Annotated in this window: 11 protein-coding genes and 2 pseudogenes; 3 read left to right on the forward strand and 10 right to left on the reverse strand. The window is 63.1% G+C overall.

Annotated features, from left to right (window positions below):
• Window positions 1-48: 48 nt before the first annotated feature.
• A pseudogene (locus ACVWW1_RS15370) lies at window positions 49-636 on the reverse strand (hypothetical protein); the annotation flags it as partial.
• Here ACVWW1_RS15370 and ACVWW1_RS15375 point away from each other — a divergent pair.
• Window positions 530-760 (forward strand): hypothetical protein, encoded by a 231-nt coding sequence (locus ACVWW1_RS15375; RefSeq protein ID WP_456656707.1) that lies wholly within the window; start codon window positions 530-532, stop codon window positions 758-760. The pseudogene ACVWW1_RS15370 and the gene ACVWW1_RS15375 overlap by 107 nt on opposite strands.
• Window positions 761-1215: 455 nt before the next feature.
• Here the strand turns inward: ACVWW1_RS15375 and ACVWW1_RS15380 are convergent, their stop codons facing one another.
• From ACVWW1_RS15380 to hydA, 6 genes are all read right to left on the reverse strand, one after another.
• Window positions 1216-2217 carry an ABC transporter ATP-binding protein gene (locus ACVWW1_RS15380; RefSeq protein ID WP_456656395.1) on the reverse strand — a complete coding sequence of 334 codons (1002 nt, stop codon included), beginning with the start codon at window positions 2215-2217 and terminating at the stop codon, window positions 1216-1218.
• On the reverse strand, window positions 2214-3203 hold the full coding sequence (locus ACVWW1_RS15385) for an ABC transporter ATP-binding protein (RefSeq protein WP_456656396.1): 990 nt from the start codon (window positions 3201-3203) through the stop codon (window positions 2214-2216). Before ACVWW1_RS15385 ends, ACVWW1_RS15380 begins: the two co-directional genes overlap by 4 nt.
• 19 nt (window positions 3204-3222) lie before the next feature.
• Window positions 3223-4146: an ABC transporter permease gene (locus ACVWW1_RS15390; protein WP_106325643.1), complete on the reverse strand. Its 924-nt coding sequence runs from the start codon at window positions 4144-4146 to the stop codon at window positions 3223-3225.
• A complete protein-coding gene (locus tag ACVWW1_RS15395; RefSeq protein ID WP_456656397.1) occupies window positions 4143-5084 on the reverse strand; it encodes an ABC transporter permease in 942 nt (313 codons plus the stop codon). The genes ACVWW1_RS15390 and ACVWW1_RS15395 overlap by 4 nt, the downstream gene beginning before the upstream one ends.
• A gap of 20 nt (window positions 5085-5104) precedes the next feature.
• Entirely contained in the window at window positions 5105-6715 is a 1611-nt protein-coding gene (locus ACVWW1_RS15400) for an ABC transporter substrate-binding protein (protein ID WP_456656398.1), read from the reverse strand.
• Window positions 6716-7023: 308 nt separating this feature from the next.
• Window positions 7024-8493: a dihydropyrimidinase gene (gene hydA, locus ACVWW1_RS15405; RefSeq protein WP_092124207.1), complete on the reverse strand. Its 1470-nt coding sequence runs from the start codon at window positions 8491-8493 to the stop codon at window positions 7024-7026.
• Between the two features lie 155 nt (window positions 8494-8648).
• Here hydA and ACVWW1_RS15410 point away from each other — a divergent pair, with 155 nt between their 5' ends.
• Window positions 8649-9311, forward strand: coding sequence for an aspartate/glutamate racemase family protein (locus ACVWW1_RS15410; RefSeq protein ID WP_456656399.1), 663 nt, complete (start codon window positions 8649-8651; stop codon window positions 9309-9311).
• A 49-nt stretch (window positions 9312-9360) separates the two neighbouring features.
• Here ACVWW1_RS15410 and ACVWW1_RS15415 read toward each other — a convergent pair whose 3' ends face one another.
• The 3 genes and pseudogenes from ACVWW1_RS15415 to ACVWW1_RS15425 form a co-directional block, all read right to left on the reverse strand.
• Complete coding sequence (locus tag ACVWW1_RS15415) at window positions 9361-10293, reverse strand: N-carbamoyl-D-amino-acid hydrolase (protein WP_092124206.1); 933 nt, start codon at window positions 10291-10293, stop codon at window positions 9361-9363.
• A 52-nt stretch (window positions 10294-10345) separates the two neighbouring features.
• The gene (locus ACVWW1_RS15420; protein WP_456656400.1) at window positions 10346-10705 is read right to left on the reverse strand and encodes an amidohydrolase family protein; all 360 of its coding nucleotides are present in this window, start codon (window positions 10703-10705) and stop codon (window positions 10346-10348) included.
• A pseudogene (locus ACVWW1_RS15425) lies at window positions 10702-11585 on the reverse strand (nitrilase-related carbon-nitrogen hydrolase). The gene ACVWW1_RS15420 and the pseudogene ACVWW1_RS15425 overlap by 4 nt, the downstream one beginning before the upstream one ends.
• 230 nt (window positions 11586-11815) lie before the next feature.
• Between ACVWW1_RS15425 and ACVWW1_RS15430 the strand changes: the two are divergent.
• A complete protein-coding gene (locus ACVWW1_RS15430) occupies window positions 11816-12730 on the forward strand; it encodes a LysR family transcriptional regulator (RefSeq protein WP_456656401.1) in 915 nt (304 codons plus the stop codon).
• Window positions 12731-12832 lie beyond the last annotated feature (102 nt).

Genomic DNA, 12832 nt, shown 5'->3' on the forward strand with positions numbered 1-12832 from the left:
ATGGTGCGCTCGAAGGGCGATCTCCTTTGATGTGATTTCAACGGGTTACTCGTAGTACATCAACGGCCCCACGTTGATGTAACCCTTGTAGCGAAGGTTGAACTCGAACTGGAGACCGGCGACGACGTCCCGCTTGGCGGGCCCCAGGAAATTGTTCTCCGTGTTGGCGTCCATGCCGACTTCGAACGAGATGTTGTTCAGCGGCCCCATGCTGAACGCCTTCGTGTCGAAGATCTGGTTCCAGCCGAAGGTAGATCGGAACAGGCCATAAATTTCGGTGGCGCCAGCGCAGGTTGCTGGAGCTCCGGTGATGGTCACACCGACATTCGAGCACGGCGATGCCGGGTCGTTGTGGTCCGACTTGTACATCGAGATCGTGAAGAAGTTCTGGCCGTAGGCCCAGATGTCGAAGTGCGTGAACGAATAGACCTGCTTGGCGGTCTTTCCATTGATGCTGCCGTCAGGACGGACGGAGAATACGCCCGGATCGGTGCCGGAGAAAATGTAGGAGTAGGTCACGCGATCATCGATGACCAAGAAAAAAGGCAGGTCGGCGGGCGCCTTGACCGGCAGATCAGCGGCGCTCGCGAGATTGGCGGCCGGTACCAACCCCAATGACAGTACGGCGGCCGACAAGGTTCGGCGAATGTTGAACATCGTGAAAGACCCCCAGAGTGAAGCGCAAGGAGACACGGCCGGCGTCCGCGGCCTGCACGCTCTTCAGGATCTTGCGCCCAATTATTTGCGCACTGCTTCGTGATTGTAGCCACCCTAAGGGAACGCCCTTGCAAGCACTATTTGGTGAGGAACGGGCCGGCGATAACGCCGGCTAAAACGCGCAAGGGAGATGCCCAATGAGGAAGAACGTTTACGCTGTCGCGACAGGTCTGTTGCTTGCATTGACCGTGCAGAGCGCGACGGCCACAGAGCGTCACCGCTAGCCCCAGGCTGCACCGACACATTAATCACAGGCACGTCCCACCGACGCCTATGCAGCATCGCAGCCTTCCAGGGTGATCAGTCCCGCTCCGTCCTACTACACCGGTAGGTATTCGGCGCCGGCCGGACATTAGACCAATACCGGGCTTCGTTCGCCCTGAGGCCTCGCGGGGTTGAATCGGGGAGGCGCCAAACATCTCCTCCGATGCTCGCTGGTAGTGGCATGCGCATGCATTGTCCGCCAGGCCGACCGTTGCATCGCGGCGCCCACATCGTTCATCCGGCGGAGCCTGGCGCCTCCGGAAGCGCTTCGAGATGGCATGCCACCCACTGACCGTCTCCGGCCGACCGAACAAGCTGCGGCTCCTCTGCCTTGCAGCGGTCGAAGACGAACGGGCACCTGGTGTTGAAGCGACAACCCTTCGGCGGATTGATCGGACTCGGCACGTCGCCCTTCAGGATGATCGGGTTTCGCGCGGCGCCAGGCTCCGGCACCGGCACCGCCGAGAGCAAGGCCTTGGTGTAGGGATGCCCCGGTGCGGTAAAGATCTTCCGCCTTGGCGCCATCTCGACGATCCTGCCGAGATACATCACAGCGACACGGTGCGTCATGTGCTCGACGATCGCCAGATCGTGGCTGATGAAGAGCAACGCGAGACCGAATTGCTGTTGAAGGTCCTGCAGCAGATTGACGATCTGAGCCTTGACGGAGACGTCGAGCGCCGACACCGCCTCGTCGCAGACGATCAGGTCGGGCTCCGCCGCAAGCGCGCGGGCGATCCCGATACGCTGGCGCTGACCGCCCGAGAATTCGTGGGGCCGCCGGTTCAGCGCGTCGCGCGGCAGGCGCACGGTGTCCATCAGCGCCGCAACGCGCATCTCGAGGTCGGCGGAAGACTTGGCGAGACCGAAATTGCGGATCGGCTCGGCCAGGATATCGCGCACGCGCATCCGCGGATTGAGGCTGGAGAACGGATCCTGGAACACCACCTGAACACGGCGGCGCATGGCGCGCAGCCCGCCGGGTGAAAGATCGTCGATGCGCTGGCCATCGAGCACCACCTGGCCCGAGGTGACGTCGAACAGTCGCAGGATCGCCCGGCCGACCGTCGATTTTCCGCAGCCGGATTCGCCGACGAGCGACAGGGTCTCGCCACGGTCGACCTCGAAGGACACGCCATCGACGGCATAGACCGAGCCGGACCGGCGGCCGAACAGGCCGCTGCGAACCGGGAAATGCTTCTTGAGGTCGTTGACCTGGAGCAGCGGGGCGCTCATGCCGCAGCAGCTTCCTTGGCAGCGTAATGGCACGCGGCGATATGGCCGGGGCCCTTTACTTCGAGACCCGGCGCGACCTGCCGGCAAAGATCGGTCGCGAGCGCACACCGCCCGGCAAAGGCGCAGCCCTCGATGGCCTTCTTGAGGCTGGGGACCTGCCCGGGAATCTCGGTGAGCCGTCGCGCCGCGCCGGTCAGGGAAGAGCCGAGCTTGGGTACCGCGCCGAGCAGGCCCTGCGTATACGGATGGCGGGGGGAGCGGAACAGCTTGGCCACCGGCGCTTCCTCGACCTTGCGGCCGGCATACATCACCATGACGCGTTCGGCGATCTCGGCAACCACGCCGAGATCATGAGTGATCAGGACGATCGCCGCCCCGACCCGGCGCTTGAGGTCCAGCATCAACTGCAGGATCTGCGCCTGGATCGTGACGTCCAGCGCTGTGGTCGGCTCATCGGCGATCAGGAGCTTTGGATTACAGGCCAGTGCCATCGCGATCATCACGCGCTGGCGCATGCCCCCGGACAGTTGATGCGGATATTCGCGCACACGCCGCGCCGGCTCCGGGATGCCGACCAGATTCAACATCTCGACGGCGCGCACCTCTGCAGCCTGCTTGTCCAGGCCCTGATGCATCCGCAATGTCTCGCCGATCTGGCGACCGACGGTCAGCACCGGATTGAGGCTCGACATCGGTTCCTGGAAGATCATCGAGATGTCGTTGCCGCGGACGGCGCGCATCTCGCGCTCGGAGAGTTGCAGCAAGTCCCTGCCCTGGAAACGAACCGCGCCCGCGATCCTGCCCGGCGGCTCGGGGATCAGCCGCATCAGCGACATCGAGGTGACCGACTTGCCGCAGCCGGATTCGCCGACGATCGCCAGTGTCTCACCTTCGTCGACCTGGAAGGACACGCCGTCGACCGCCCGGTTGATCCCGTCGGGCGTCCGGAAATGGGTCTGCAGATTCTCGACTTCGAGCAATGCCATCGGATCAAGCCTCGACTTCCTACAGGCTTTTCGCCATGCGCGGATCGAGCGCGTCACGCAGGCCGTCGCCGAGCAGGTTGACGGCAAGCACGGTGACGGACAGGAACGCGGCAGGAAAGAATACGATGAAAGGCTTGACCTGCCACAGCGCCCTGCCCTCGGCCATGATATTGCCCCAGGACGGAATGGTCGGCGGCGTACCTGCGCCGATGAAGGAGAGGATCGACTCGACGATCATGGCGCTGGCGCAGATATAGGTGGCCTGGACCAACATCGGCGCCAGCGTGTTGGGCAGGATGTGACGCATGATGATCATCGGCGTTCGCGTGCCGGAGGCCGTGGCAGCGTCCACGTAAGGCTGCTCGCGCAACGACAGCACGACGCCGCGCACGAGCCGCGTCACGCGCGGGATCTCGGCGACCGTGATCGCCAGGATGACGTTGCCGACGCTGCCACGTGTCAACGCCATCAACGCAACCGCGAGCAGGATCGGCGGTATCGACATCAACCCGTCGATGAACCGCATCAAGATCCCATCTGCCCAACGCACGAAGCCCGAGACGAGGCCGACCGCAAGACCGGCAAGCGAGGCCAGCACCGCCACCGAAAGTCCGACGGTGAGCGAGACCCGCGTCCCGTAGAGCACGCGTGAATAGATATCGCGGCCCAGCATGTCGGTGCCGAACCAGAAGTCGGCCGATGGCGCGCGTGTACGCTTGGCGGGTGCGAGCGCGGTCGGGTCGACGGTCCCGAGATAAGGCGCGAAGATCGCAACCAGGACCAGGCAGAGCAGCAATGCGCCGCCGATCGCAACCGTCGGATGACTGCGAAGGAAGCCGAGCACGCCGCGCCGGATTTTCACCGGCCGCAGCAGATCAGGCAGTTGCGGCGCGATGACGAGGCCCGGAGGCAGGGTTACAGTGCGGGTGGTGGATACGGTCAATAGCGGATCCTCGGGTCGACCAGGGTGTAGATGACGTCGACCATTAGGTTGATCAGCACATAAAGGAAGCTGAACACCAACACGATGCCCTGGATGACCGGGTAGTCGCGGCGCAGGATCGCGTCGATCGTCAGTCGGCCAAGGCCCGGGATCGCGAACACGCTTTCGGTCACCACGGCGCCGCCGATCAGCAGGGCGATGCCAATACCAATCACCGTCACGATCGGAACCGCGGCGTTCTTCAGTGCATGAACGAACAGGATGTCGCGCATCCCAAGGCCCTTGGCGCGAGCCGTGCGGATATAATCCTGCTGCAACACTTCGAGCATGGAAGCGCGCGTGATGCGCGCGATCAGCGCGATGTAGATATCGGCGAGCGCAACCGCCGGCAGGATCAGGTTCTGCAGCCACGGCCAGACGCCTTCGGCGATCGGCGTATAGCCCTGCACCGGGAGCCATTCGAGCTTGAGCGCGAACACGTAGGCCAGGACGTATCCGATCACGAAGACAGGAAGCGAAAAGGCGAACACGGCGAATGCCATGATGCTGCGGTCGATCCAGCTTCCCGCCTTCCACGCCGCCACGACGCCGAGTGGCACGGCGATCAGAACTGTCAGGGAGAGGGCAATCGCCATCAGAGAGAGTGTCGGCTCGATACGCTGCGCGATCAGCGTCGAGACCGGCAGGCTGGTGAAGATCGAGGTGCCAAGATCGCCGTGCAGGATGTGCCAGAGCCATGACCCGAACTGCACCAGAAACGGCCGGTCGAGGCCGAGGCTCTGGCGTATCCGTTCAACGTCGGCGGGGCTGGCCTGATCGCCGGCGATCACGACTGCGGGATCGCCCGGTGCAATGTAGAGCAGACTGAAGACGAACAGCGCGACGATTGCCATCACCGGCAACGTCGCGACAATGCGCCGCAGGATATACGAGACCATGTCAGTTCACCGTGCCGTCGTCATGCGGTCTTCGACACGCCCCAGAAGAACGGCAGCGGCCCCTTCGCGATGCCGGAGATGGTCTTGCGCCATGCCGTGTAACCCAGGAAGAAGCCGGTCGGCGCATAGACCACGTTCTCGAGTGCCGCCTTGTTGAGGTGATTGATCGCCGCCTTCTCTTCATCGAGATTCTTGGCCTCGAACCACGCCACCACGACATCCTTCTCCACGGCATCGCTCGAAGGCCAGCCGAACCACGCCTTGTCGCCATTGGCGCGAATGGCGTTGTAGGGCGCGGGGTTGATGCAGTCGGCACCGGCGTGCCAGGTGTGGAACATCTGCCAGCCACCCTGCCCCGGAGGCGTCTTCTGGGCTCGGCGCGATCCGACCGTGCCCCAGTCGGTCGCGACGAAATCGACATTCATGCCGAGCTTCTTCAGCAAATCCGCGGTGACGTCGCCCTGCGCCTTGGTGATCGGCTGGTCCTGTGCCACGAGGCAGGTGACCGGCTGGCCCGAATAGCCGCTCTCCGCCAGCAGCTTCTTGGCCGCGTCGAAATCGCGCTTGCCTTTGAGGATCTCGCCGCCCGCCTCCGAATAAAGCGGCGTGCCCGGCGTGAAGAAGCCGGGGAGCGGCTTCCAGAGCGAGGTGTCATCTCCAACCAGCGCCCGCATGTAGTCTTCCTGGCTCATCGCCATCAGTACCGCACGCCGCGCCCTGACGTCGTTGAACGGCGGGTAAAGGTGGTTCATCCTGAAAGAACCGACGTTGCCGAGCGGATCGGCGATGTCGACGTTGATGTTGCGGTTGCTCTTGAGTACCGGCACGAGATCGGTGATCGGGCTTTCCCACCAATCGACCTCGCCGTTCTGCAATGCGGCCGCTGCCGTTGCGGGATCCGGGATCACCACCCATTCCAGGCGGTCGATCAGAATCTGCTTGCCGCCGGCGAGCCAGGACGATTTCTCCTGCCGCGGCACATAGTCGGCGAATTTCTCGAACACCGCCTTGGCGCCGGGGACCCACTCGGCCTTCGCGAACTTCATCGGCCCCGAACCGACATAGTCGGTGATCTGCTTGAACGGGTCGGTCTGCGCAATGCGCTCAGGCATGATGAAGGCAATCGGCGTATTGTTCTTGCCGAGCGCGTAGAGCAGCTTCGGATAGGGCTGCTTCAGCACCAATTTGAAAGTCCTGTCGTCGACGGCAGTCTCCAACTCCTGCTGGAGCGCCTTGATCATCAGTCCCATCGGATCGCGGGCCGACCACCGCGTGAGGCTTGCGATCACGTCCTTGCTGCGCACAGGCTCGCCGTCGTGGAACTTGAGCCCCGACCGCAGACGAAAGGTCCAGGTCAAGCCATCATCGGTGACTTCCTCGGACTCGACCATCTGACGCTGCGGCTGCAATGTCGCGTCGACGCCATAGAGGGTGTCCCACACCAGCGCGGCGGCGTTGCGCACCACATACTGGGTCCCCCAGATCGGATCGAAATTCGCAAGATTGGCCTGCGGCACGAAGCGCAAGGTGCGCGCCGCTGCGCCTTGGGAAAGGGCCGGCATCGAAAGGCCGCCTGTCGCCGCGAGGCTGCCTGCCCCGGCCAATCCTTTCAACAAAGTCCTGCGATCCATGAAACTCTCCCAAACGTCGGTTGTTGTGGCGACTCCGCCCGTTTCATCGGTGGAGGTTTGGCACAAGGCGAGGTGACAAAGGCGGTCGAACCGGTGATGCTGATCAATTTGCGTGCAAATGGTATGCCAGCATGGTCCGGCGGCACCGGGGGAGCGGCAACTTTCGGGCGCGCGCATTTTCAATGCGATCACGCGGATTTGCGATCCCCTATCAGGTGCTTACCGACAATCTCGACATCGCTGTGTTGTCGATCATGACGTTGTCCGGACGGGCTGACGCTCACCCCGGACAGGTCGCCGCAAGTGGCTTACAGAAGCCTTGCACCGAAATTCAGCTCCGGATCCATGTCCGGCATCAGCCGTCCGGTTGGCTTCGCTGCCTCGCCGCCGCCACGCGCAAGGAAACGGCCGGAACCCGCTTCGACCGAACGCTTGCCGTCGGACACGATCACACGCCCGCGCGAAAGCACGGTGACCGGCCAGCCGCGCAGCTTGCGGCCGGTGAAGGGCGTGTAGCCGGCGAGATCATGCATCATGGCGTCGCTCAGCGTGACCTCACGCTGCGGATCCCAGATCCCGATATCCGCATCGGCCCCGACTGCAATCGAGCCCTTCCGCGGATGCAGATTGTAGATCTTGGCCGGTGCAGTCGCGGTCAAATCGACGAATTTTTCAAGCCTCAGACGGCCTTGGGAGACCATCGCGTCGAACAGCAATGGCAAACGCACTTCCAGCCCCGGCAAGCCATTCGCGATCTGCTTGAAGTTGGGATTGGGGCCAGCGCGCAGCTTGCCGGTTTCGTCGAACCGATACGGTGCGTGGTCGGACGAAACCGTCTGCAAATCTCCGAGCGCGAGCGCCCGCCACAACGCCTCTTGATCGGTCGCGCGACGTGGTGGAGGGCTGCACATCCACTTCGCGCCTTCCACGCCTGGTTTGTCGAGATCGGCGGCGGTGAGAAAGAGATATTGCGGGCAGGTTTCCGCGAATACTTTCAGCCCCTGGCCGCGCGCATCGCGGATCACCCTAGCGCCTTCCGCCGTCGACACGTGAAAGATCATGATCGGCTGGTCGATCAGGGCCGCCATGCCGATGAGGCGATTGAACGCCTCCGCTTCAGAGACGCGCGCATGGCTGATGGCGTGGTATTTCGGATCAGTGTAGCCGCGCGCGAGCAGCCGTTTCACCATCCAGGAGATAATCCCGTGATTCTCGGCATGAGCGCACAACATCGCGCCGCCCTCACGCGCCGCCAGCAGGATATCCAGCAGCGGTTCATCCTCGATCTTCAACCGGTCGTAGGTCATGAAGATCTTGATCGAACCATGCCCCTGCTTGACCAGACGAGGCAAATCCGTTTCCAGCGTCTCCCTGGTCGGATCAGCAATGATCATGTGAAAGGCATAATCGATGACGGCGCCCTTTCTGGCGAGCGCGTGATACTCCTCGAGCACCTGAGGCAGCTTCATGCCAACGTGCTGGGCCGCGAACGGGATCACGGTGGTGGTGCCGCCGAAGGCCGCCGAGACGGTCGCGCTCTCGAACGTGTCGGCGTTGACGATGCCCGCGGCCGAAAGCTGCTCGATGTGGGCGTGGCTGTCGACACCGCCCGGCAGAACCAGCTTGCCGCGCGCGTCGATCTCGCGCCGCCCGCCCGCCAGCCGGTGACCGATCGCAGCAATCGTTTCACCGGAAATCGCGACATCGGCCTCGAACACATCGCTCGCAGTCGCGACGCGTCCGCCGCGAATGACGAGATCATACGTGAATTCAGTCATCACAAACTCCCGGGTCCTGGCTCTTACGCCCTTCGAAGAACGCACAGATCGCGCGGGCCGCGCATCGCTGATGGCACGTCGATTGCCTCTGCTGTAATCTCGCCATAGCGCTGCCTCACGTTGCCGCGCGAAGCATCATCCCGCAGGAAACCACGATGTCCCGGCCACGCATCCTCGTGATCAATCCCAATTCCAACCAACTCGTCACCCAGGGCCTCGAGGACGCCTTGAAGCCGCTTTGCTTTGAGGGCGGCCCCGAAATCATCTGCACGAAGCTGGCGGAAGGTCCTTACGGAATCGAGAGCCAGGCCGATGCCGACAGTGTCACGATGCCGCTGCGCCGGCTGGTGGAGAGCGACAACAGCTCGGCGGCCTTCGTCATTGCCTGCTACAGCGATCCTGGTCTGCATGTCTGCCGTGAAGCAACCGACCGGCCCATCTTCGGCATCGCCGAGTGCGGCGTGCTGACGGCGCTGGCGCGCGCCGATTCGTTCGGCGTCATCGCGATCACGCAGCGCTCGATCCGCCGTCATATGCGCTATCTCCGGCAGATGGGCCTGATGGATCGCCTGTCCGGGGAACGACCGCTCAACATGAGCGTGGCGGAGACCGCATCGGGTGAAGGAACGCTGGCGAGGATGATCGAGGTCGGTCGCGCTATGAAGGACGAAGATGGCGCCGGAGCCATCGTGATGGGCTGCGCCGGCATGGCGCGTCACCGCCGAGCGCTGGAACAGGCCCTCGGGATTCCCGTGATCGATCCGACACAGGCCGCCGTGACGATGGCGTTGGGCACGGTGCAGTTCGCCCATCACTGATTCCAATCGTTCTTGACACCTGCGAGCCACGGCGTCCGGGTTTCGGACATCAGTTTTCCGGAGGCGGTTGTGCGCCGGTACGGCTGGTGATCAGGCCGTAATGCTCGATGCGACGATGCTGCGCGAAGTTGAAGATCGTGTCCTTGCCGAAGGCGGTGGCGTCCAGATCGCAGGGGTGAACCAGCAATTCGTCCTCTTCGGTGCCGGCTTCGGCCACAATCTCGCCGTCGGGATTGACGATCAGGGTGCCACCGATCAAGGGATGACCATCCTCGACGCCGGCCTTGGCGACGCACACGACCCATGTCGAGTTCTGGTAGGCACCGGCCTGCACCGAGAGCCGGTTGTGGAACAACCGCTTCGCCGGCCCCTCCTCGCTCTTCTCGGCGTTCACCGAGGGCGTGTTGTAGCCAATCATCACCATCTCGACGCCTTGCAGGCCCATCACGCGATAGGTCTCCGGCCAGCGCCGGTCGTTGCAGATCGCCATGCCAAGGATGCCGCCAAGCGCACGCCAGACATTAAAGCCAAGATCCCCCGGTTCGAAGTAGCGTTTCTCAAGATGCTGGAATGCGCGTTCGGTATCGAATTCCGAATGACCGGGCAGATGAACCTTGCGGTACTTGCCGACGATGCGGGCGGATTTGTCGGTCAGGATGCTGGTGTTGAAATGGTGGCCGTCCGGTGTCAATTCGGCGTAGCCGAAGTTCATCGCAATCTGGTGTTTTGCCGCGCGCTCGAACAGCAGCCTGGTCGCCGCATTGGGCATGTCGCGCTCAAACCAGCGGTCGACCTCGGATTGGTCCGTCATGTACCAGCGCGGAAAGAACGTGGTGAGCGCCAGCTCCGGATAGACGATCAGATCGGCGCCCCGAGCCTTGGCTTGATCCATCAGCGCGATCATGCGCCCGACGACCGCCTCGCGGCTGTCTGCCTTCTGGATCGGTCCCATCTGGGCAGCGGCAACATTGATGACACGCATGAGCTTTTCCCGATTACCTTACCTGGTGTTGCGTTTGAGCATCGCCGATCCGTCATCCATCGAAGGCCGCCTGCGCTTCCGGCAGATCCCAGATCCTGCCGATCGCCGCGGTCCCGGCCGAAATAATTGTCGCCTCGTCGCCGGCGACATAGCGGCCGACATCGATCAGCACGCGTCCATCAACGACGATCTGGTCGATAGTGGCGCGGTTCGCCAACGCGATCAGGCCGCGACGCGGATCGAACAGCGGCTGCAGATGCGGATGCGTCAGGTCGACCACGGTGAGGTCGGCGGTTGCCCCCGGCGCGATCGCTCCGAGGTCCGGCCGCCTGATCAGCGCAGCGGCGGTTGCGGTCATCACTTCGATCAGATCGGGCGCATTCGCCACGTCGGCACTGACGGAGCTACTCATCGGGATCGGCGCTCGGCCTCCTGGTTCCGAAGATTCGTTGCCACCGCATCGAGCCCGGCCGGCTCGACAACACCGGCACGCTCGGTGATGACGGCGTACTGCTCGGGCCGCCGATGGGCGGCAAAGTCGAACATCTTGTCCTTGCCCTGCCGGCAGAGGTCGAGATCAAGGTCTGCAACGACGACCTCATCTCCCAACGTCGCCGCTTCGGCGACGATGCGGCCGTTCGGATCGACGATGCAGGAGCCGCCGATCAGTCCGGAGCCGTCCTCGTCGCCCGCCTTGGCGACGGCGATCGCCCAGGTCGCGTTCATGTAGGCGTTGGCCTGCGTCACCAGCGTTGAATGGAAGGTGCGCAGCGCGGCATCTTCCGTGACGCCGCCATTGGGGGCATAGGCTGCCGAATTGTAGCCGACGCAGACCAGTTCAACCCCCTGCAAGCCAAGGACGCGCCAGGATTCGGGCCAGCGGCGATCGTTGCAGATCATCATACCCATGATCGGCGTGACACCAATCCGGTCCTGCGCGAAAGGCAGGAAATCTGCTGGAAGCGTGCGTCGGCGCGCGGCTCGACCGAACCCGGCAGATGCACCTTGCGATAGCGGCCGAGAATCGCTCCGTCGCGATCGACCAGTATCGAGCAGTTGTAGCGTTGGCGGTCGGCAGTCTGTTCGGCGTAGCCGATATAAAATCCGACGCGGAGCGCGCGGGCGCGATCGAACAGGCGCTGCACGGCCGGATTGGGCATGCTGCACTCGAAATACTGATCCAGCGCATCGCCTTCGAGGTACCATCGCGGGAAAAACGTGGTGAAGGCCAGTTCAGGAAACACGACCAGGCCCGCGCCGCGCGCGGCAGCCGTCTCCAGAAGCTCCAGCATCCGGCCAAGCGTGCGCTCTCGAGGATCCGCTTTTTGCGTCGCCCCATCTGGGCGGCAGCGGCGCGAAGTATGCGGACCAATATTGCCTCCAAACTGTGCGGATTGCCAATGCACGAGGCGATGCTCTGCTCCATCAGCATTCCGCCGCGCCGCCCATTACGTGAAAACGGCCTGCTAATTGCAATCACCCGTGCTATGATATTTCGGGCGAGACAATAACCGGCAGTTATATGAACCTTCGCCAGTTGGAGATTTTGCGAGCGGTCATCCGGCACCGGACCACGGTCGCGGCGGCGGACGAACTGGCGCTGTCTCAACCGGCGATCAGCAATGCACTCAAGGCAATGGAGGCGCAGGCCGGCTTTGCCCTGTTCGAACGTGTCAACAACCGGCTATTCCCGACATCAGAGGCGATGGCGCTTTACAAGGAAAGCGAAGCGATCTTTGCGCTTCACGCCAAGCTTGAAAACCGCGTGCGCGATTTGCGGGAAAGTCGTTCGGGGCTGTTGTCGATCGTGGCGACGCCCCCCTTGGCCTATAGCATCATTCCTCCCGCGCTTTCGGACTTCCTGCAACAGCGGCGGCAGACGCGGGTCTTCTTTGACGTGCGTCGCTATGAAGGAATCATCGAAGGCGTGACGAGCCGGGTCGCCGAACTGGGCTTCGTGCTCGGCCTGTCGCATCATCCCGGCATCGCGCATGAGGTGGTCCACACCGGCGAAATGGTCTGTGTCCTGCCGCCGAAGCATCCACTGGCTGAACATCCCGTCATATCCGCCTCCGATCTTGTCGGCCTGCCCTTCATCGGGCTGGAGCGCGGAACGCGACTGGGCGAAGCGGTACGCGAGAGCTTTGCCCGGGCCGGTGCGCCGTTTCAGCCGACGGTGGAGGTGCGATACTGCAACACTGCCTGTGTGCTCGCGGCCGCCGGCGTCGGCGCTGCCGTCGTCGATCCATTCTCGCCGCGCCAAGCCGGCAGCCACGACCTCGTTGTCAGGCCCTTCACGCCCAGAACACCGGCCGTAGCCCACATGCTTTGGTCGGAGGCAGAACCCCTGTCGCGCCTGGCCAAGGCGTTCCTAGACGAAGTGCGAAAGGCAAGCCGTGTTCTCGGTCCGACCAGCCCGCACGCAAGTTCGGCATGATGCCGGAGGCTCTCTAGTGCTTTGTTTGACGCGTTTTCTTCACGCGGACCGGTCGCCACTTCGCTAGAAAACGCCCTGGAAATCCGGCTATTGACTGCTTTT

The sequence above is a fragment of the Bradyrhizobium sp. JR3.5 genome, assembly GCF_054057015.1.